Raw genomic sequence first — 21,116 nt, 5'->3', positions numbered from 1 at the left:
ACTAAGTGCCTGGCACCCCACGAGCCAAATGTGGGAGCGGGCTTGCTCGCGAAGGCGGTGTGTCAGTCAATGAATCTTTAACTGAGCCACCGCTATCGCAGGCAAGCCAGCTCCCACAAGGGGTCTGTGTTGCTCACAGAATCAGTGCCCGACAGATCCCTGCGGCTTGACAGCCGAAACCTCTCTACCTGAGCCCCCGCGATCAAACGGTGGGAGCTGGCTTGCCTGCGATGAGGGCCGGACAGTCGGCGACTAAGTGCCTGGCACCCCACGAGCCAAATGTGGGAGCGGGCTTGCTCGCGAAGGCGGTGTGTCAGTCAATGAATCTTTAACTGAACCACCGCTATCGCAGGCAAGCCAGCTCCCACATTTAATAAGCGGTGCCGGTCCGTTACCGACCAGGTGTAGAGAGGGGAAACAGGCTATTGAGGGTATCGAGCAAGCGAGCCAGGTAAATCGGCTTGCGAAACAGATCCAGCACCTGCAAGCGCAGCATATCGCTGACATCGTCCATTTCTGCATGACCAGACATGACGATCACAGGCAAATGCGAGCGTGAGGTGTGTTCGCGCAGGCGCTTGATCAAGGAGATACCGCTTTCCTCGGGCATGCGCAGATCGGTGATGACCAGGGCGATATCGGGGTGAAGTGTCAATTCTTGCAAGGCGAAGGTGACGGAGGTCGCGGTAAAACAGACGAATCCCTCGTTTTCGAGGGATTCGGCCAACTCGGTCAGCGCATCCTCCTCGTCATCCACCAATAGGATTTGTTGGCGGGATGACGAAGGGTGGGTCATGGGCGGTACCTGATAAAAAGAATCACCGGAACAGATACGTACAGCAATCACAGCTAAGTCGCAGCCGGCAGCTCATCGGAGATTTTTTGAAAGATACCTTTTATCTTATCCCCAATCTCGGAACCGAAACCAACGATAACCAACGCAACTATCGCCACAATAATCACATATTCAATGGCCGACGCCCCGTCTCTACGGCGCAGGAATAACTGAGCGTGAATGTAAAATTTCAAGAACAGGTCAAGGATCATATGAGATCTCCTTCATGCGCCACAAAGCGCCGATACAGCTGGCCCGCACAATGATTGCCGTGTGCCACTAGAGCATTGTCAACAAATTTAACACTCACAACTGTAAGAACGAATTAATCATAAAGTATTAGTCGCCGCGCCAGCCCCACAAATCCGTTATTTACAGCCCCCGCTTTAACCGCGCAGATAAATTTTTCATTCAGTAATGGCAATTTGTCCTAGCTGGGCTACCTTCAAATAGCCAAATCGTTAGTTGTTCATCACAGCCCAGTTGCGAATTTAACTCGTTTGGATTAACGGGAATAAAAGCAGTGCAACAGGATAGGGAGCGCCGTCATGAACAGTCGTATCAGCATGGTCCTGGCTGGCTTGCTGCTTATCGGAGCCCTGGTTGCAGGGTATTGGGGCCTGGTGCTGAGCCGTCCGCAGGCACCCGCCGTAGCGCCCTCGCCAGCACCTGTCATTTCCGTTGAAAAAACCGTTGCTGTCGTGGAAGACCAGACCCGCCAGCCGGTCGTGGTGCTGGTGCACGCGGTTGCGCCTTTTGTGCCCCTCACCGCTGCCGATGTCGCCGTGGAAAAACTGCGCACCGTGCCGGCTGGCAGCCTGACCAGCGTTGACCAGGCCATCGGCCGCACGCCCTTGCGGGCCCTGGGTGCCGGCACCTGGCTCAATGATGAGAGCTTCACCGCCGGCGGCCCCCTGGCCCGCATGATTCGTACAAACGAACGCGCACTGGCCGTCGCCGTCGATGAGGTCATCGGTGCCGGTGGCCAGTTGAGCCCCGGCGATTACGTGGATGTCTTGCTGTTCTTGCGCCAGGACAATGCCAATGCCGAGCAGTCGGCGCAGGTGGTCATCCCAGCGATTCGCCTGCTCAGCGTCGGCGACCAGTTGGGCTTGGCCAACGACGGCACCCCGGCCGTACCGCCACCCGCCACCGCCGAAGAACGCGCCCAGGCTGCCCAACGCCGCACTGCCGCGCGCAGTGTGGTGCTGGCGGTGCCCGAACCCTTGCTGAGCCGGCTGATGCTCGCCTCCCAAGCCGGCACGCTGCGCCTGGCCGTGCGCAGTGCCGACGAACAATTGCTCAGCCGCTACTGGGCCGGCGAAAGCGACACCCCGGACAAGGTGCAAAGCGCCAACCGCGACCTCTACCAATTCACCCAATTGGCCCTCAGCGGCCCGCCAAAAAAAATCACCCCCGCGGTGGCCGACACCGGCCAGCGTCGGGGCGTCGAAGTGATTCGCGGCGCGGCGGCGGCACAACCTACCCCCTGATTGAACAAGGATGCCTTGAATGAGCCAACGCTACGCTCAATTGGCCTTGGCCTTGATGCTGCCGTGCCTGCCCCTGGGCATGGCGATGGGCGCATCGGGCAACTGCAACACCCTGGGCCAACTGCCCGCTGTGATCGAGGTGGGCGAAGGCTTGCAGACCGAGCTGCAATCGCCGGTAGCGATTACACGCCTGGCTATCGGCGATCCGAAAATCGCCGACGTGCGGGTCAACGGCGACCGCCACTTTCTGCTCACCGGTGTCGGCAGCGGTGCCACCAGCCTGATGGTGTGGACCGGCTGCTCGACCACGCCGCGTCAGAGCATGGTGTTCGTTAAAGGCAAGGCCACCTCGGCGCTGACCAGCCAATCGCTGTCGCCCTCCGAAGACCCGACGCTGCCCAGCCAGGTGCAGACCGATATTCGCTTCGTCGAGGTCAGCCGCACCAAGCTCAAGGAAGCCAGCACCAAGATCCTGGGCATGGGCAACAATTTCTTCCTCGGCAGCCCAAGCTTGCTGTCCCCTTCAGAGGGCATCTTCAAATTGCCGGTGAGCGCTGACAGCTTCAACATCGGTTTTGGCGGTGGCCGGGTCAAGGCGCTGATCAACGCCCTGGAAAGCAGTGGCTTCGCCTACACCCTCGCACGCCCGAGCCTGGTGGCCATGAGCGGCCAGAGCGCAACCTTCCTGGCCGGCGGCGAAGTGCCGATTCCGGTGCCCAGTGCCGGCAGCGATACCATCACCATTGAGTACAAGGAGTTTGGCATTCGCCTGACCCTCACGCCCACGGTCATCGACCACAACCGCATCGCCTTGAAGGTCGCCCCGGAAGTCAGCGAGCTGGACTACAACAACGCGATCCGGATTGAGGGCATCCAGGTGCCTGCCCTGACCGTCCGACGCACCGACACCAGTGTGTCACTGGCCGATGGCGAAAGCTTTGTGATCAGCGGCCTGATCAGCAGCACCAACCGCTCCACCATCGCCAAGCTCCCGGGCCTGGGCGATATCCCGATCCTTGGTGCGTTTTTCCGCGACTCCAATATCAACAGCGAAGAAAAAGAACTGCTGATGATTGTCACGCCGCATCTGGTCCAGCCACTGGCTGCCAATGCGCAGTTGCCGTCGCTGCCCGGCGAGAAACTGCGCACCTATGACCCGAATTGGTTCCGGCTGTTCTTCCTGGAAAACGGCAACTTCGACCGTCGCAGCGGACTTTCCCAATGAGCGATAGCCTGAGCCAGACCTTCCTGGCAATCACCCGCAACAGCACCGACCTGGAATGGCTCCAAGGTGCACTGGCGCCCCTTGGCCAAGTGATCAGCGTGGGCGGCGGCAGCCTCGATGAATTGCTGGCACTGGTGGACGTGACCTTCGCCAACCTGGTGTTCGTGGGCCTGGACCGTGAACACCTGGTGGCTCAGAGCGCCTTGATCGAAGGCGCCCTGGAAGCCAAGCCGATGTTGGCGGTGGTGGCCTTGGGCGACGGCATGGACAACCAGTTGGTGCTCAACGCCATGCGTGCCGGTGCGCGGGATTTTGTCGCCTATGGCTCGCGCTCCAGCGAAGTGGCCGGGCTGGTGCGGCGCCTGAGCAAGCGCTTGCCGCCCACCGCGCCGAACGCCCACCTCGGCGGCCTCACCGTGCTCTACGGTGCCCAGGGCAACACCGATGGCGCCTTGCTGGCAAGCCACTTGGCGATGGTGGTGCAAAAAAGCGGCCAGCAGACGCTGATGCTCGACCTCGGCCTGCCCAGGGGCGACAGCCTGGCGCTGCTGGGCCTGGACAGCACCTTCAATTTCGGCGACGCCTTGCGCCACCTGCGCCGCCTGGACGCCACGCTCATCAACAGCGCCTTCACCAGCACCGACGACGGCCTGCGGATCCTTGCCTACGCCGCCAGCGATGAACCCTTGGAAATGACCAGCGCCGCCGAGCTGTACATGTTGCTCAGCGCCTTGCGCCAGCACTTCCAGCACATCGTGGTCAACCTCACCGGGCAAGCGGACAGCGAAGCCCTGCGTACCTTTGTCAGCCACTGCGACAAGTTGCTGTGGTGCACCGACCAGGGCGTGCTCGACTGTCGGCGTAACCTGGCGGTGCTGAACCTGTGGCGCGAAAAAGGCATGAAGCTCGACCATGCCAAGCTGCTCGTCGATCGCTACATCAAAGCCTGTGCCCCCGACACCGAAGCCCTGGAAAAAAGCTTCGGCCTGGAGTGCATCGCCGTGCTGCCCCTGAGCCCAGAAGTGCGCCTGAACGCCAAAAACCAGGGGCAAAGCCTGTTCACCCTGGCCCCCCGCGAAGCCTTGACCCAAGCCCTGCGTCACCTGGGCGAGCGCCTGGCCAAACGTACCGAAGGCTTGGATAAACCCTCGACACGCTGGTTCGAACGCCTGCTGGGGGCGAGTCGATGAACGGCGAAAAACTCTTCGGCGCCCCGGCCCGTGGAAGCGCCGCGCACAACGACCATGATGGCCTGAAACTGGTGCTGCATCGCTACATCATCGATGCCATCGAAGAGTCGGGCCAGAATCTGCTGGAAGGCTCGCGCCAATCCCTGGCGCAATTTGTCATCGACAAAGTGGCCGAATACATCACGCGCATGCACCTGGCGATCTCGCGCTATGAAATGGAGCGCCTGGCCGAGGAAATCGTCGACGAGCTGACTGGCTTCGGCCCGCTGGAAGTGCTGCTGCGCGATGTGTCGATCACCGAGATTCTGGTCAACGGCCCGCACCGGGTGTTTATCGAGCGTGACGGAGTACTCCATCAGAGCGATCTGCGTTTTATCGACGCGCACCATGTAGAACGCGTCATGCAGCGCATTCTCGCGCCCCTTGGAAGGCGCCTGGATGAGTCGTCACCGATGGTCGATGCGCGCTTGCCAGATGGCAGCCGGGTCAATGCGATCATCCCGCCGATTGCCCTGGACGGCCCCTGCCTGTCGATCCGCAAGTTTCGCAAGGACATGCTCAAGAGCAGCGACCTGGTGGCGATGCAGACCATCGACCACCCTATTTTCGAGTTCTTCCAGGAAGCGGTGGGCAAGCGCTGCAATATCCTCATCAGTGGCGGCACAGGCACCGGCAAGACCACGCTACTCAATATCCTCAGCCAATTGATCAACCCCCACGAACGCCTGGTCACCATCGAAGACGTGGCCGAGCTGCAGCTGGGCCACCCCCACGTGGTGCGCCTGGAAACCCGCCCGCCCAATGCCGAGGGGCATGGCGAGGTCAAGGCCAGCGACCTGATTCGCAACGCCCTGCGGATGCGCCCGGACCGCATCATCCTTGGCGAGATCCGTGGCGTCGAAGTGCTCGACGTAATGACGGCCATGAACACCGGCCATGACGGTTCCATGAGCACGGTGCATGCCAACAATGCCCAGGACGCGCTATTGCGCCTGGAAACCCTGGTGGGTCTGACCGGCCGTGTGGTGGCGGAGAAAACCCTACGGCAGATGATCTGCGCCGCACTGGATGTGGTGATCCAACTGACGCGCCTGCCCGATGGGCGCCGTTGCGTCAGCGAGGTGGTAGAAGTGGTGGGCGTGCGCGACGACGTGTATGTCACCAACACCCTGTTCCGCCTCGACCGCCGTACCGGTTTTGGCTTCCTGCGCGAAGCGCTCAACCCGGCCGGCGACAAGCTGCGGCGTGAATCGGCATTGCCGTTGTAGAGAGGGCTTATGACCGGACTTGTCTTGCTGCTCATTTGCATCCTGCTGATCAGCCTGTCCGTCTGGCTGTTCCAGCGAGGGCTGCGCCAGGCCGGTACCGATCGGGTGCTGGAGCGGCTCTCCGATGGCCAGCCGGTAGCCCAGGAGCCGAACGGCAGCTGGGTCGCGCTGGAGCGCATGTTCCAGCGCGCCGGCCTGGGCAAACCCACCGACCGCCTGGGTTTGTGGTTAAGCGGCTGGGCGCTGGGCATGTTGCTGGGCTATCTGCTGGCCGGCGGGCTGGGACTGTTGGCCATGCTGATCCTGCCGCCGCTGCTGTTGCGGGTGTATATCGCCTGGCGCTACCAACGGCGAGTGCAGCGCATGGTCGAACAATTGCCGCAGCTGCTGGACCACAGCGTGCGCAGCCTCAAGTCTGGGCGCACCCTGGCGGACGCTGTGCTGGGTGCGATCGACAGCACCGAAGCGCCGCTCAAACAGGCGATGAGCCGCATCCAGCGTAACGTGCAAATGGGCGTGAGCCTGCCGGAGTCGGTCAGCGACTTTGCCGAGTTTTACGAACGCGATGAGTTCCGCCTGTTTGCCCTGGGCCTGAAGGTCAACCACCGCTACGGCGGCAACGCCAGCGAGCTGCTGGAAAACCTGATCAAGATGATCCGCGAGCGCGAACAGGGTGCGCGCCAACTCAAGGCCATGACCGGCGAAACGCGCATGACCGCCTATGTGCTGGCGGGCTTGCCCATCGCCATGGTCGGCTACTTTTTGATGGTCAACCCCGGCTACCTGATGAGCATGTGGAACGACGGTACAGGGCGCTACCTGCTGCTGGCCGCGGTGGCGCTCGACATCACGGGCACCTTCGTCATGTGGCGCATGTTGCGGAGTATTTGAGATGGCCATCCTGATCTGCATCCTGCTGTCGCTCGCCGCCGTAGCCTTGATCGTCGGCAACCTGCTGGAGCAGAAGCGCCGTCAACGCCTGGTCAGCCAACGCCTGCAAGGCCAACTGACCCGCGAGGACAAACTCGGCAGCCTGATGCGCCAGTTGGGCGCCAGCGCCGTGGCCCAGCGCTCGGTCAGCCTGGACAACGAAACCCAGACCCTGCTCAACCGCGTCGGCTGGCGCAAAGCCAACCAGCGGTCCATGTTTGCGGCTTTCCAGATCGGCGTGCCCATCGTGCTACTGGGCTTGACCCTGCTCGGCCAGCAACTGCTGTTCCCCCATGCTGGCTCGCCCTGGATTGCCCCGGCAATTGCCCTGGGCATCGGTTACCTGCTGCCCAAACGCATCCTGGCCCTCAGCGCGAAATACCGCCAGGAGCGCATCGCTCGGGAAATTTCCACCTTCATTCCGTTGCTGCGCATCCTGTTCGAATCCGGCATGGCAGTTGAGCAATCGCTGCGGGTGTTGAGCACCGAAGCCCAGCGCTTGCTGCCAGACCTGACCCATGAACTGCGGCTGGTCCTGGCAAGGGTCGACTCGGGTCTGGAGCTGTCCGAAGAGTTGGGCAAGACCGCACGCCTGCTGGCCGTGGATGAGTTCACCGACACCTGCATCATCCTTCAACAGTTGATACACCAAGGCGGCGGTGCGATGAAATCCCTGCTGGCCCTCAAGCAGTTGCTCGACGACCGCCGCCTGACCCGCCTGCAGGAATACATTTCGAAGATGTCCGCGAAGATGTCCGTGGTGATGATGGTGTTCCTGTTTCCCGCCTTGCTGATCGTGCTGGGGGGGCCGGCCATGATCGCCATCTCCCGAGCCTTGAATAATTTTTGAGGAGCCTGCCATGAAACCACTGATCGTCGCCTTGAGCCTGCTGATGCTGGGCGGTTGTGCCAGCAATGGCCAGGTTCCGTGGGCCGGGTTGCTGGCGCCGGGCAGTTGCCCCAAGCCCAGCGCCGACCAGGAGCTGTCGCTGAACCTGGCCGATGACATGGCCAACGAAGGCAAGCTGCACGCCAGCCTCGCCAACCTGCAGAACCTGCCCAGCACCCTGCCCCAGGTTCGTCAACGCCAGGCCCGTGCCTATCGCTTGCTGGGCCGTGCTGACGCCGAGCCGTTGTACCGCAGCCTGCTGGGCACCTGCCTGGCCGCCGACGGTGAGCACGGCCTGGGGCAACTGGCATCGGCCAAGGGCGACAACGGCCAGGCCATGGCTCACCTGCAACGTGCGGCACGGCTGGCGCCCACCGACGAAAAAATCCGCAATGACCTGGGCGTGGTGTACCTCGATCAACGGCGCCTGGACGACGCACGCTTTGAATTCATGACCGCCATCGAGCTCAAGCAAAGCGATCAACTGGCGGCAGTGAACCTGGTGACCTTGTTGATCTATCAGGACAATTGGGAGCAGGCCGCGAAAGTGGTCGGCCAACTCGGGTTGAGCCCTGATCAGGTGACCCGGGCCCAGGCACGGGCGCAACACCTCAAGGAGGCTGGCACGGCACCGCAGCGTCCAGTCAAAGATCAGGTAGCGGCGGTCAGCGACACGCTGCCGGCCTCTGTGAAATAGGGAGTCGATGATGAAATTCCACCACCTTGCCGGCCTTGCCTGCCTGGCGCTGCCCCTCCTTGCTTCGGCCATCGAAGCGGGGCCATCTTCACCCCGGCAGGCAGAAACGGAAAACTGGATGGCGCTGCAACTGAGCGGGCGTGCAGCCTCGGCCAACCCGCAAAAAACCACGCCGGCAGAACGCGAACAGGCGCTCAAGCGCTGGCTGGACAGCAACAAGCATCCAATCCCGGAGTTTTTTGATCAGAAAGTAGGCGGGACTGCGCAGGGCAGCAAATAAAATCCCCCCTGTAGGAGCGAGCAAGCTCGCTCCTACAGGGGGCGGTGCTAGTGCGCCGTTACTCGCTGGCGCATCGCCGAGTTGTTCGGTGACAACGCCAGCGCCAACTGCGTGCGGTTGTGCATATGGGTCAGGCGTAATACCTGGGACACATACAGCTTGACCGTGTTCTCGGTAATCCCCAGCTCACAGGCAATCTGGTAGTTGGTCTGGCCCTTGCCCACCAGGCGGGCCACATCCAACTGGCGCGGTGACAGTTGATTGAAGATCGCCGGGATCTCCAACGGCCCGGCTTCATCGGCCGAAGGGTCCCCGTCATGGTACTGGGGCGTCGGGTTTCGGCGCACCTTGTCCAAGTCCATATACAAGTCGTTGATGGATTCGGACAGGTACTGCAGCTTCTGGTTGAGCGTGCCCAGCTGCAGGTCTTTCTGCCGCTCCTCCAATGCCACTTCCTGGCGCTTGAGGCCCTCGAGCAATTCATCGAGGTTGATCGGCTTCTGGTAGTAATCAGCGATGCCCGCACGCAGGGCCTTGATCACATCCTGCTTGTCGGCGCGCCCGGTTAGCATGATCGCTTCGAACGCGCGATGTTTGCCGGCGATGCGTTGCAGCGCCTGCACCAGCTCGATGCCGTCCATGTCCGGCATATGCAGGTCACACAGCACTAAACCGATCTGAAGGTCTTCCTTGAAACGCTGGACAGCTTGCTCACTGGACTCGCACGGGACACAACGGTACCCGCTGCTTTCAAGAAATTCACAGAGCTCCTCTACGATTAAGGGTTGATCGTCGACTACGAGCACTTTTACTGCGGACGTAAGCTTGTTCACGCGCTACTCCATGCCTGGCAAGCCAAATGATGACCTATCCTTTCTGACGAAAATTCCTACACAACTCCTGATTAAACGTAGACGTACTTTCCGACTATGTACATAGCATTAATCAACTCGCGCGACTGATGGATCCAAAACCAGCTGCCGGCAAAACCTGTCAAAACGAAGGGCGCAAAAGGCTGTTTTGTTGACGCTTGCCCTCCCCGTTCAACGCGGTTTGAGCTAAGCCCTTGATGCATAAGTGTCCAGGCCACCATGGCGATGCCCGCACCGATCAACGCCCCCAGCAGGTACTCGATATTGGAGGCCAGCCCCAGGGCGGCGAGCAACTTCACATCTCCCGCGCCAAAGCGGCCCAACGCATAACCCGGCAAAGTCAGCACCAACGCCAAGGCCAAGGCCAGCCCCCCCTCGCTGCGAGGCGCGCCCAGCCACGTCGACCCCGCCCACAGCAGGTAGATCAACGCCAGCAGCCCAACGCCCAGGGTCAGCGTATTGGCAATCTGGCGCTGGCGAATATCCTGCACGGCACATACGCCCAACCACAGCACAATCACTAGCGTCTGGATCACGTAAAAAACATCCCTTTTGGCTGAATGATTCTATGCTGATATCAAGTACTCGCCTCAGGGTAGACGCAGTCATGAAATCGAGCCTCCCGAGAAAGCAAAAAGGTGCTGCGGCGATCGAGTTTGCCTTGGTCTTCGTGATTTTCTTTGCGGTGTTCTACGGCATGCTCAGCTACAGCTTGCCATTGCTGTTGATGCAGTCATTTCACCAGGCGGCGGCTGAAGGGGTACGCCGCAGTGTGTCCCTGGACCCCAGCACCGCAGGCTATTCGGCCCTGGTGGTGCAACGCGCCAAGGATGCCGCCCAGGCCCAATTGAACTGGATCCCCGGCTCACTGAAATTCTTGCCCGGCTATATCACCGCCACCTACACCAATAATTTGCTGACAGTGAAGATCACCTACCCCTCGGCCAATATCAAAGCGGTCTTGCCGGCCCTGGTATTGCCCGGGGTGGGCACCGTACCCAACCTGCCCACCAACCTCACTGCTACCTCGAGCCTTCAGTTTTGACGACGGGGGATAAATTGTTCGCACGCCTGCGCGGGCGCACCAGCGCCCTGGCCTTGGACGCGCCAGCAGCACCCGCGCCGGGCCTGCAAGTGCAACTGGACAACCTGGGTCGGGTGCTGAACATCTCGGGCACCTTGAAGCCTTTACTTGCCCAGCATCTTGCCAATGCGCCCAACCCGCCCTTGCAGACCTTGCTGTGTGCCGACAGCGCGCGGAGTGTCGAGGGCACGCCGCAGGAGTGGCAACGACACGGCCTGGACCTCGACTTTCAGGGCGCTGCCGGCCAGGTCCTGCATACCCGCGGCTGGATCGAGCCGGAGGGTGACGGCTGGGCCCTGCACCTGCTGGACATCACTGACCTGCTGGCCGACCGAGTACGGGTGCAGCAACGCGAACAGAACCACCAACTCGCCGCCCTGATGAGCGAACAGCTGCGCGTGTGCAGCATCAACCGCTTACCCCAGGTGTTCAGCGAACACCTGCGCAGCGTGGCCCAGCGCTGGCGCATCCCCTGCGTCGCCATGGCACTGCTCGACGAAGATGACCAGGGCTGGCGCATCTACAGCCACTACGCCGCCCACGACGCCCCGGCCTTATGGCAAACCGGGCAACACCTGGGCACCAGCCTGGACAGCATCAACGGCAACACGCCACTGAGCCTGGACATTGTCCAGGGGCGCAGCGACAACCCGCGCCTGCACGGTGTATTTGGCAATGCCGACGGCTTCCTGGTGCCGTACCGCGACAGCCATGGCGCCGCCGCGTGGCTGCTGTGTGGTTTTTATAACGGCCAGGCACACCACACCGGCGAGCGTGACTGGCTGAACCTGTGCGCAGCACTCGCCGCGCCGCTGCTGGGCCGCCTGCGCGAACAGCGTCACCACCAGCAACTGGAACGGGTTGAAGCCCTGCAAGGCCTGCTCGGCACTGGCTGGTGGGAACTGTTGCCCGCCACCCAGGAGATCCAGCTGGCGCCACAATTGCTGCGCAACCTGAGCCTGGACGAAGGCCCCACCCGCCAACCTCTCGGCACCTGGCTCGAACTTATCCACCCCGCCGACCGCCAGGCCCTCGACAGCCGCCTGCAAGACCTGCAAGCCCTGGGCAAGCCACTGCTGACCAGCGTGCGCCTGCAACGCACCGAGCCTGAGCAGTCGCCCCTGTGGTACCGCATACAAGGCCAAGTGCTGGGCGCCGGCAATGAACGGCGCTGGATCGGCTTCATGCTCGACATCAGCGACATCCAGAACCAGCAACTGCAAGCCGCCGCCGCCCATGCGCGCCTGGACAACCTGATCGCCAGCTCACCGGCCGTCATCTATGTGCAGCGCTACGTCAACGGCGCGCTGCACCCGGCGTTTTTCAGCGCCAGCCTGTTGCCGCTGCTGGGCTGGACCTTGGCCGATTGCAACCACGACACCCTGGCGGCGCTGATTCACCCCGACGACCGAGAACGCTACTTCGAACGCACCCGCCAACTGCTGCGCGAAGGCAACGTGCGCAGCCGCTACCGCCTGCGCGACAAACAAGGCAACTACCACTGGCTGCTCGACGAAGCCAAGCTTTTGCGCGACGACCTCGGCCTGCCGGTGGAAGCCGTAGGCCTGTGGCTGGACGTCACCGAAGCGACCCTGGCCGCCGAGCAGGTGCGCCAAAGTGAAGAACGCTACCGCATCCTGGTAGAAGACTCGCCAGCGATGATCTGTCGCTACCGCCCCGACCTGATCCTCACCTTCGGCAACACGCCGCTGGCCAATTACCTGGAATGTCGGCCCGAGCAATTGCCAGGCATCGACCTGGGCCAGTGGCTGTCGGATGAACAACGCGCCGCCTTTGTACAGCGCATCCAGCAACTGACCCCGGAATTCCCGGTGAGCACGGCGGAAATCAGCCTGCAACTGCCGGGGCGCGAACATGCCTGGTGGGTGTGGTCGGACCGTGGCGTCTTCGATGAACAAGGCGCCCTGATCGAGGTGCAGGCCGTGGGGCGCGACAACACCGAAGTACGCCGCTCCCAGCAGCAACTGACCCAAAGCGCGAAAATGGCCACCCTCGGCGAAATGGCCACCGGCCTGGCCCATGAGATCAACCAACCGCTGAACGTGATGCACATGGCCGTCGTCAACGTGCTCAAGCGCCTGGGCAATGGCGATGTGCAAATCGACTACCTCACGGAAAAACTCCAGCGCATCGACGCCCAGGTGCAACGTGCAGCACGGGTGGTCGACCATATGCGCGTGTTCGGCCGCCGCTCGGAAATCGAGCAGCAACCGTTCGACCCCGCACAGGCGCTGGAAGGCACTCTGTCCCTGCTCAGCGAAGGCCTGCGCGGCAAAGGTGTGGACGTGCGCATCAGCCCTGCGGACTTCTCGGTGCAGGTCAAAGGCTATGTCGACCAGCTGGAGCAGGTGCTGATCAACCTGATGGTCAACGCCCGTGACGCATTGCTCAGCCAACGAGAAAAAGACCCTGCCCTGCGCCCCTGGATTGCCCTGCACAGCGAGCACGACAGCCGCCATGTGCGTATCTGGGTTGAAGACAACGCCGGCGGGATCGACCCGCGCCTGTTGGAGCGGATTTTCGAACCGTTCTTTACCACCAAGCCAATCGGCGTCGGCACCGGGCTGGGGCTCTCGGTGAGCTATGGGATTGTGGAAAATATGGGCGGGCGGCTGAGCGTCAGCAATGGCGAGGCTGGTGCGAAATTTTGCGTTGAGTTGCCCATCGCGCAGAACTCAATCAGCTAACCACGATGCGAAGCGAGCCGCTGTAAAAGCGGAACCCTAAGCGGCCGTTACCGCAGGTGGATATGTATTCGGTATAGGTATAACTGTGTCGACTGGCAGGCCGCTATCGCAGGCAAGCCAGCTCCCACATTTGGAACGCGGTGCGTCAGATAGACCAACAGGCTAAATCACCAGATAAGCCCGGCCCATATGGCAGGTGAGATTGGCGCCGACTTCGGCGTTGCCCAGGTTAATGCCCAAGGCGCTGAGCAAGCCATCCACAATCGGGTCTAGTATTGGCGACAATACGCTTTTGATCGCGGTGACCAGCGTATTGGTGATGGTGGAGAGTAAACCCGAGACCGCCGGCAGGATTCCACCCGGAGAGCTTCCGGCTGGGGGAACGTAATTCACTTGAATAGCCCCTAAGGTATTGACCAATCCTTTGACCACTTCTGTCGAGGGAGGAACAGATTTATAAGTGGGTGTCAGATTCATATCGTTGACTGGAGAAAACACTAGAGCTTGCTCCCCCCCGCCAACCTTTGCGTGAACAACCGATAAGGATAAGCTCCCACCTACACCAGCCTTACGTGGGCCACAGCCGAATATTCCCTTGCATGTCTGCACACCGATATCAACAAGTGCTACTGGTTTCACATCAGCTTCCACTGCTGAGGAAAATGCCTGTACCGGATCCACTTTCCCTACCGACACATCTGCAAGCGCAGTCTCAACCTGAACGGTCAGTGATTTCGCCGCATTGCTCGCACAATTGAAATCCGTGACATGACTCTTCGCGCTCGCCACCTCGATATTGATGTCCAGGCCGCTCAACAACTGAACATCCGTATGGTCACAAGGCTTTAAAATCAGGCACAAGAGTGGATCCAGCAGGCTCACCAAGTTTAAATGCAGCAAGTTATTCACGACACCTGTCACCGGCGTCGTTATAGCGGAGACCGCAGACGTCAATCCATTGATACCGTTCAGCACGGGCAGTTGAACAGACACCAAAGTCCGCACTTGCGCAGTGCGTACAAAAATCTGATCGGTCGGCGGGCTCTTTTTCAAACCTTCCTTGGCCAACAACGGATTGCCAATCGCCGACAGCTGCGGTGGCTCAATCACTTTAGTCTGGATCGAAACGTTACCGACCAACGGAATGTTCAGTTGCGCCGCCGCACTCACCGCATTCTTGCTACTGGACAACTGCGCTACCGCTTCCAGCAGTTGAAACAACTGCACGTTGCTGTTCAGCGCCGCTGTCGGCGTGCCGGTGGCGATGTCGACCAGGTCTCCCACCGTTAACAGCTTGCTGTTAGGTGCAATGGCTTGAATCGAAATCACGTCATTGATGACCGCCGTGGCCGCCGCGCCGTTTTTCTGCAAGACCTTCACAGCAGCGTCGATCAGTTGAGTCGCCGAGACCGCGGTACTGAGCAAGGCATCGTAGTCACCGGCCTTCACGTTCAGGTTGATCGCTAGTTGGTCGAGGTAACTGAGCAGGTTGACGTTGGTCTGCAGCAAGCCGTTCCAACCCGCCGCCGTGAGCGAAAGGTTGCCGCCGAGCAGGTTGCCGATCACCAGGTTGAGCAGCGGGGATTTGCCTGAATCGACGCTGGCCAGGCTGCTGCGGATCGACAACTGCGCCACGGGCGGCGGTGTCGCCGCGACGGCGGTGGCGCTCAAGTTGATCTGCGGGTTGATCGGCGCGCCGCTGAACAGGTTCCACAGGCCATTGGCGATGCTGGTCAGGACGGTGCGCGAGGCCACCACGCGGATTGCGTCACTCTTGGTGGCATCGGCGCTGAACACACGGGTGTTGAGGGCGTTGGTCGCCAGGGTGCCGCATGTCACCGCCAGGGTGCTGCCATTACCGACCACAAAACCGTTGCGCGCCGCATTTTGCGTGGCATAGGCGTTCGCGGTGGTGTTGGTACCGCACTGGCCACCCAGACCAGCGGCTTCCAACGCCGAGGTGTCGGCGACGGATTGCAGCTTGCGCTTTTCCAGATACAAGCGCCCGCTGTCGACCGCCAGCAACGTGAACACCAGAGCCAAGGCCAAGGTGCCTGCCGCCATCAAGCCTATTGCACCACGCTGCCTGGAACCGAATCGGGGAGACATCGAAGCACTCCTGCGCTAACTCTCCGTTGCACTGGAGTGTAGACAAGGCTTCGACAGGTTGCTGGCAACTCGCCACATTGGCGACTGGCGGAGATGCCCAGAATGTCGGCCCCCTAATACAACTCAGCTAAGCGAACGCTATGCTCAAAACACTGAAGATCAAATGTGGGAGCTGGCTTGCCTGCGAAAGCGGTAGTGCAGTAACTGAAGCAGTGACTGACACACCGCTTTCGCGAGCCAGCTCCCACAGGGGTGAGAGGGGGTGATCAGCGCGGCGGGTAGTTGGAGAGGATCTTGGTCACAGTGCTGCGGATGGCCTTGTTGCGATCCTCGGGGTTTGGCGTGCTGGCCATCATTTGTTCGTCGCTGCCGCGCCACACCAGTTTGCCGTCCTTGCCGTCGAGCAGGTCGATCTGGATGGTCGCCACTTTGTAGGTGATATTGCGCGTTTCGTTGTACATCGGCGCGCCCCAATAACCATTCCACGGGCCGCCCCAGGCACCGCCATAGTTGGTGGTGACTTGCTGCTGGCGGTCTTCGACAATCAAATAGGCCTGCACATTCAGGTCTGCCTTGGTACCCGCCGCCGCAGGACGCAAACCGCGCTGATCCAGCTGTTCGCCCACGGCCTGGCGGATGCGTTGCTCGGTGAGGTCGCTCTTGATTCGCGGGTCATCGGGACGGTACTGCAACGCCGGGTCTTTCCAGGCCCAATTGCGATAGGCGCCGAAGTCTCGGCTGGCGTCGAAATCATGGTTGACCTGGTTGCTCTGGCAACCGCCCAGCAACATGACAACAGCAAGTGCAGCGATGCGACGAAGCATGGTGTTCTCCAAAAAACAACGTGGGCCTGTAATGAGAATAGCTGCTAACTGGGCGGATAGGCGGCCATTGCCTTCTGCATCGCCTTGCGCAAGCTATCGGCGCGTTCGCTCAGGCTGCCCTGGCTGGTGGTTTCGGCGCTGGTGCTCCACACCGGCTGGCGGGTGCGCGCATCGAACAGGCTGATACGCGCCACGGCCACTGTCACTTCATAGGTACGCACCACCGGCACGCTGTTGTACATGCCATAACCATTGCCATAACGGTTGTAGCCACCGTAGCCATACCCGTAATCATCCTGGACCTGGCGCAGGCGTTTTTCCAGGCGTACATCGGCGCTCACCAGCAGGTCGGGCGCACGCTTGTCATGCAAGGGACGCAAGCCACGCTGGTCGAGAGCGCTGCTGACCGCCTCGGCAATCTGCGCCGAATCGGCCCAGGCCGTACCCGCCGGCAACTGGCCGTTGAGCCAGCCCCAACTGCGGTAGGCGCCATAGTCGCGTACCGGCGCGGGGTAAGCGCTGGCATCAAAGGTAGTGGCTGCCTGGGCGGGCGCCGGCGGCATCGGTGCCGAACTGGCGACGTAAGGGTTGGGGCTCGAACAAGCCCCAAGACCTAAAGACAACAGGATTAAACCGAGACGACGCATGTCGACCTCCCACGCTGGGCCGCTTAAACCGGGCGGCAGATCCAGTGCAAATATCGCCCAAGCCCGGCAAAGCTTGGGTGACGACGGTGAGCGAGCTCCATCTCCAACAAGTCCTGCAGGTTGGCGCGCGCCTGGAATTCCACCGGCATATAGTCGTGGAACACCCGCACGCCACTTTGGCTTTCGACCTGCCACAGCCCTTCGAGTTGCGTCGCCAACTCCCGTGGGTCCAGGGGTTGTTGCGGCGTCAGGCTCTGCTTTTCGCCGGCCATGTCGTTCTTGCGCATTTTGCGGAAGTGGCCTTTGAGCAGGTTGCGGTAGATCAACGCATCACGGTTGTAGAAGGCCAGGGACAACCAGCCCCCCGGCAGCGTCAGTTGGTGCAGCACCGGCAGGATGGCGTGGGGCTCGGCCAACCACTCCAGCACGGCATGGCACAGCACCAGATCGTAAGGCTCGGTGAGTTGGCCGAGCAAGTCCTGCCACGGTGCATGAATAAAGGCCGCGGTCTGGCCGGCGTCAGCAAAGCGCTGACGCGCCCCTTCAAGCATCGGCGCAGCGGGTTCGGCCAGGGTTACCTCGTGGCCCTGCTCGGCCAGCCACAGCGACATATGCCCCAGGCCTGCACCGATATCCAGCACGCGCAATGGGCGTTGCGGCAAGGCTTCTACCAGGTCGGCCTGGAGCACCGCCAGGCGAATCGCGCCTTTGGCGCCGCCGTAGATTTTTTCGGCAAAGCGCGTGGCCAACTGGTCGAAATGACGATCACTCATGGGCAAACCGCCGTTCGCTATCGGCCAGTTTGGCGCGCACCACTTCGTTCATATCCAGGCCCAGTTCACTGCACAGCAGCAGCAGGTACAGGACGATATCACCGACCTCCTGGCCCGCATGGGCGAGTTTATCGGCGGGCAGTTGGCGGGATTGGTCTTCGGTGAGCCATTGGAAGATTTCCACCAGCTCGGCCATTTCCACGCTGGCAGCCATGGCCAGGTTTTTCGGGCTGTGAAACTGTTTCCAGTCATTGGTATCGCGAATGCGGTGCAGGCGTTCGGTGAGGTGTTCGAGGTTCATGCGCGGGCTCCTGAATGGGTATAGCTTACCCCATGACGGGACGCGGAGCGTCCCAGGCGGCGTTCCCACGCAGAGCGTGGGAACGATCAGCGATCAGTCGACAACGCTGAACTCGAGCCTGGCGGTTTGACCGGCTTCATCCAATACGCTGAGCTGATAGCGGCCCAGCCGTTCAAAACTGGCATTGATGCTGTCCTGATTGGCGCTGTCGCCCAACGGCGCACCATTGAGGAACCACCAACGCCGGCCACTGCCGCCCAGGGCGGAGATGTTCAGGCGCAAGGCTTGCTGACTGGCAGCGGGCAGACGCAATTGATCGCCCTCGCGTACGCCTACGATGGACAACGGCGATGACGCGGCCAGCGCCGGTGGCGGGCAGTCCGGGTCAACCGCTGGGATGCGCGCTTCGCGGCGTTCAACCCTGGGTAACCAAGGCTCCAGCGGTGCCGGCCATAGGGCAATGCTTTTGGAGGTTGCGCCAGGACAATGGGCATCGACCCGCAAGCCTTTGGTGTTAACCCAGATGCTTTCCATCAAGCCCACACTCAAGGGTTGATCCAATGCCTGCAAGGTCGGCGGCGTGGTGTTGTCCAGGGTCCAGGCAAAACGCTGGCGGCGGCAGTTGGGGTCGCTGCGGCTCATGGGCTGGCCCAGCGGCCAACAGATCGCCGCCACGCCGATATTGGCAGGCACCGGTTTGACCGGCGCACTGATGCCGCGCTGGCTGTCGCGGTTGGTCAGCACGTCGTGCACCTGCAGCATCAACGGCGCTGCCGACGCCAGGCCGAATTGCCCGGGTACCGGCGTGCCATCGGGCCGGCCGATCCATACGCCGATCAGGTAACGCGGGCCTACGCCAATCGCCCAGGCATCGCGAAAGCCATAGCTGGTACCGGTCTTCCACGCCAGCACCGGGCGTTGGACCAGCTCGGCACGCGGGTCGCGGTCGGGCCGCGCCTGGCCGCTGAGGATGCGCCGCACAATCCAGGCGGCGCCGGGCGACAGCAAAGGCCGCTCCCTGAGCGCATCGTCCGGTTGCAACCGCAGGGTGGCGCTCTTGCCATCGCGGGCCAGGGCGCTGTAGCCACTCACCAGGTCCTCCAGGCGACTGCCCGCACCGCCGAGGATCAGCGCCAGGTTCGGCTCGGCCAATGCCGGCAACGCCAACGGCACGCCACCGATGCGCATCTGCGCGGCAAAGCGCTTGGGCCCGTAGGCTTCCAGCAGCTGCACCGCCGGCAGGTTCAACGAGCTGGACAACGCCGTGCTCGCCGGCACTGCCCCGGTAAAGCCCATGGAAAAGTTGCCAGGGCGGTAGTCACCATAACGTCGAGGCACGTCCTGCAACAGCGATTCGGAGTGAATCAGGCCGTCGTCCAACGCCATCCCGTAGAGAAAAGGTTTCAAGGTGGAACCGGGCGAACGCAGCGCGCTGATCATGTCCACATGGCCAAAGCGCTTGGTGTCGTTGATATCCACCGACCCCAGGTAGGCGCGCACCGCCATGCTTTCTTCTTCCACCACCAGGATGGCCGCCGAGGTGTGTTCCGGCAGGCGTGCGCGCCAGCCCAGCAACAGGTCTTCCAGACGGCGTTGCAAGGTGGCATCCAGGGTGGTGCGAATCAGCGGCGGGCTGTCGGGGCGGTTCAGCCGGCGTGCGAGCAGAGGCGCCAGGCTAGGTTCCAGGCGTGGGGCGAGCAGCAGGGGTTCTTCCAGGGCTTCATCAACCGCCGATTGCGGCCATACCTGAAACTCGGCCAGGCGGCGCAGCACTTTGTCGCGGGCCTCCTGGGCGCGCTGCGGATGACGGTCCGGGCGCAAACGGCTTGGCGCCTGGGGCAACACCGCGAGCAACGCGGCTTCGGCGTGAGTCAGCTGAGACGGTGACTTGCCCAGGTACGCCCAGCTTGCCGCCGCCACGCCCTGCAGCGTGCCGCCGAAAGGTGCGCGGTTCAGGTACAGGTTGAGGATTTCGTCCTTGGACAGGTGCCACTCCAGCTGCGCGGTACGCCACAGCTGGCGTAACTTGCCGTGCAGGGTGCGTGAATGTGGGTCGAGCAGGCGCGCAACCTGCATCGACAAAGTGCTGCCGCCGGACACCACCCGCGCGCCGCTCAGGTTTTGCCAGGTCGCACGCACCAGCGCCAACGGGTTTACGCCGGGGTGCTGGTAGAACCAACGGTCTTCATAGGTGAGCAACGCGTCGAGGTAATAAGGCGAAACTTCGCTGGTGTGTACCGGGTAGCGCCATACGCCATCGGCATCGGCGAATCGCCACAGGGGGGTGCCATCTTCGGCCAGCACTACCCGGGCCAGGTCGTCCTGGGGTAGGGGTAAGGGCCAGATACGATCGGCCAGCCATAGCAGGGCAACCACCAACACCACACAACCCAAAGCCCAGCGCAATAACTGTGGGAGCTGGCTTGCCTGCGATAGCGCAGGATCAGTCAACTTATCCACAACTGCCCCACCGCTATCGCCGGCAAGCCAACTCCCACATTGGGCCGCGTACATTCGGACGTGATTAAACTAAAACTCAAACGGGCAAACCTCTATGCTTGCAGGGAACTCGCCTGCGTTATCGACAACCAAAGGCACAGTTACGCCCACCTTCTCATCAGGACACGCACATGCAGGTAGAAAGCTTTTTCGAATGGTTGGGCCAGGCGCTCGGTTCCGTCATCCGTTTTATCGTCGACGGGCTCAGCGGTTTGTTCGGGGCATTGACCCACGCCGGCGGCAACTTTATCGACGGCCTGTCACGCACCTTGGGCATGGACACCTCGATCATCAGCATCATTACCCTGATTGTCGGGTTGTTGTTCCTCTACTCGGCGGTACGCGCCTTTATGCGGGCCTCGATTATCGTGGGGATCATCTGGCTGATGCTGGGGCTGTGGTTGCTGAGTTGGGTTGTGCACTGACGGGCAAACGCTCGATTCCCCCTGTAGGAGCGAGCTTGCTCGCTCCTACAGGGATTCAACCATTGTC

Annotated in this window: 21 protein-coding genes; 11 read left to right on the top strand and 10 right to left on the bottom strand. The window is 61.5% G+C overall.

The genetic code is table 11. The annotated features are described in order from the left end of the window. Positions 1-391: 391 nt before the first annotated feature. Entirely contained in the window at positions 392-796 is a 405-nt protein-coding gene (locus BOP96_RS15105) for a response regulator (protein ID WP_073453199.1), read from the bottom strand. A gap of 53 nt (positions 797-849) precedes the next feature. Continuing rightward, a complete protein-coding gene (locus tag BOP96_RS15100; RefSeq protein ID WP_073453197.1) occupies positions 850-1,047 on the bottom strand; it encodes a Flp family type IVb pilin in 198 nt (65 codons plus the stop codon). 336 nt (positions 1,048-1,383) lie between these two features. On the opposite strand from BOP96_RS15100, the gene cpaB reads away from it, so the two are divergent. Genes cpaB through BOP96_RS15060 form a run of 8 tightly spaced genes read left to right on the top strand, consistent with a single transcriptional unit; the run spans position 1,384 to position 8,807 of the window. Continuing rightward, on the top strand, positions 1,384-2,328 hold the full coding sequence (gene cpaB / locus BOP96_RS15095) for a Flp pilus assembly protein CpaB (RefSeq protein ID WP_038448732.1): 945 nt from the start codon (positions 1,384-1,386) through the stop codon (positions 2,326-2,328). 19 nt (positions 2,329-2,347) lie between these two features. After that, entirely contained in the window at positions 2,348-3,553 is a 1,206-nt protein-coding gene (locus BOP96_RS15090) for a type II and III secretion system protein family protein (RefSeq protein ID WP_014716753.1), read from the top strand. Further along, positions 3,550-4,743, top strand: a complete 1,194-nt coding sequence (locus BOP96_RS15085; protein WP_019818342.1) for an AAA family ATPase — start codon at positions 3,550-3,552, stop codon at positions 4,741-4,743. The genes BOP96_RS15090 and BOP96_RS15085 overlap by 4 nt, the downstream gene beginning before the upstream one ends. Next, positions 4,740-6,011 (top strand): CpaF family protein, encoded by a 1,272-nt coding sequence (locus BOP96_RS15080; RefSeq protein WP_014716751.1) that lies wholly within the window; start codon positions 4,740-4,742, stop codon positions 6,009-6,011. Before BOP96_RS15085 ends, BOP96_RS15080 begins: the two co-directional genes overlap by 4 nt. A gap of 9 nt (positions 6,012-6,020) precedes the next feature. Next, positions 6,021-6,902, top strand: a complete 882-nt coding sequence (locus BOP96_RS15075) for a type II secretion system F family protein (RefSeq protein WP_073453195.1) — start codon at positions 6,021-6,023, stop codon at positions 6,900-6,902. A gap of 1 nt (position 6,903) precedes the next feature. Then, complete coding sequence (locus BOP96_RS15070; RefSeq protein ID WP_019818343.1) at positions 6,904-7,791, top strand: type II secretion system F family protein; 888 nt, start codon at positions 6,904-6,906, stop codon at positions 7,789-7,791. 10 nt (positions 7,792-7,801) lie between these two features. Continuing rightward, complete coding sequence (locus BOP96_RS15065; RefSeq protein ID WP_019818344.1) at positions 7,802-8,527, top strand: tetratricopeptide repeat protein; 726 nt, start codon at positions 7,802-7,804, stop codon at positions 8,525-8,527. Positions 8,528-8,537: 10 nt separating this feature from the next. Continuing rightward, positions 8,538-8,807: a DUF3613 domain-containing protein gene (locus tag BOP96_RS15060; protein WP_003188221.1), complete on the top strand. Its 270-nt coding sequence runs from the start codon at positions 8,538-8,540 to the stop codon at positions 8,805-8,807. A 47-nt stretch (positions 8,808-8,854) separates the two neighbouring features. On the opposite strand, the gene BOP96_RS15055 is transcribed toward BOP96_RS15060, so the two are convergent. Continuing rightward, on the bottom strand, positions 8,855-9,640 hold the full coding sequence (locus tag BOP96_RS15055) for a response regulator transcription factor (protein WP_073453193.1): 786 nt from the start codon (positions 9,638-9,640) through the stop codon (positions 8,855-8,857). Between the two features lie 71 nt (positions 9,641-9,711). Further along, positions 9,712-10,215, bottom strand: coding sequence for a prepilin peptidase (locus BOP96_RS15050; RefSeq protein WP_014716746.1), 504 nt, complete (start codon positions 10,213-10,215; stop codon positions 9,712-9,714). Positions 10,216-10,286: 71 nt separating this feature from the next. On the opposite strand from BOP96_RS15050, the gene BOP96_RS15045 reads away from it, so the two are divergent. Both BOP96_RS15045 and BOP96_RS15040 read left to right on the top strand, forming a co-directional pair. Next, on the top strand, positions 10,287-10,724 hold the full coding sequence (locus BOP96_RS15045) for a TadE/TadG family type IV pilus assembly protein (protein ID WP_003188217.1): 438 nt from the start codon (positions 10,287-10,289) through the stop codon (positions 10,722-10,724). Continuing rightward, positions 10,721-13,471, top strand: coding sequence for a PAS domain-containing sensor histidine kinase (locus BOP96_RS15040; RefSeq protein WP_073453191.1), 2,751 nt, complete (start codon positions 10,721-10,723; stop codon positions 13,469-13,471). The genes BOP96_RS15045 and BOP96_RS15040 overlap by 4 nt, the downstream gene beginning before the upstream one ends. A 162-nt stretch (positions 13,472-13,633) precedes the next feature. On the opposite strand, the gene BOP96_RS15035 is transcribed toward BOP96_RS15040, so the two are convergent. The 6 genes from BOP96_RS15035 to pbpC form a co-directional block, all read right to left on the bottom strand. Further along, positions 13,634-15,580 (bottom strand): pilus assembly protein TadG-related protein, encoded by a 1,947-nt coding sequence (locus BOP96_RS15035; RefSeq protein ID WP_032904910.1) that lies wholly within the window; start codon positions 15,578-15,580, stop codon positions 13,634-13,636. 266 nt (positions 15,581-15,846) lie between these two features. Next, a complete protein-coding gene (locus BOP96_RS15030) occupies positions 15,847-16,404 on the bottom strand; it encodes a DUF4136 domain-containing protein (RefSeq protein ID WP_014716741.1) in 558 nt (185 codons plus the stop codon). A gap of 44 nt (positions 16,405-16,448) precedes the next feature. Continuing rightward, positions 16,449-17,051, bottom strand: coding sequence for a DUF4136 domain-containing protein (locus tag BOP96_RS15025; RefSeq protein WP_014716740.1), 603 nt, complete (start codon positions 17,049-17,051; stop codon positions 16,449-16,451). A 23-nt stretch (positions 17,052-17,074) separates the two neighbouring features. Beyond that, positions 17,075-17,824, bottom strand: a complete 750-nt coding sequence (locus BOP96_RS15020; protein ID WP_073453188.1) for a methyltransferase — start codon at positions 17,822-17,824, stop codon at positions 17,075-17,077. Beyond that, positions 17,817-18,125 (bottom strand): MazG-like family protein, encoded by a 309-nt coding sequence (locus tag BOP96_RS15015; protein WP_003188211.1) that lies wholly within the window; start codon positions 18,123-18,125, stop codon positions 17,817-17,819. The genes BOP96_RS15020 and BOP96_RS15015 overlap by 8 nt, the downstream gene beginning before the upstream one ends. Before the next feature lie 93 nt (positions 18,126-18,218). After that, the gene (pbpC, locus tag BOP96_RS15010) at positions 18,219-20,510 is read right to left on the bottom strand and encodes a peptidoglycan glycosyltransferase PbpC (protein ID WP_238346843.1); all 2,292 of its coding nucleotides are present in this window, start codon (positions 20,508-20,510) and stop codon (positions 18,219-18,221) included. A gap of 245 nt (positions 20,511-20,755) precedes the next feature. On the opposite strand from pbpC, the gene BOP96_RS15005 reads away from it, so the two are divergent. After that, entirely contained in the window at positions 20,756-21,049 is a 294-nt protein-coding gene (locus BOP96_RS15005; protein WP_003188208.1) for a hypothetical protein, read from the top strand. The last annotated feature ends 67 nt before the right edge of the window (positions 21,050-21,116 follow it).

The sequence above is a fragment of the Pseudomonas sp. FSL W5-0203 genome, from assembly GCF_001896155.1.
GTDB lineage: Bacteria > Pseudomonadota > Gammaproteobacteria > Pseudomonadales > Pseudomonadaceae > Aquipseudomonas > Aquipseudomonas paracarnis.
The sequence above is the reverse complement of the archived record's forward strand: the minus strand, read 5'-3'. Positions and strand labels throughout refer to the sequence as shown.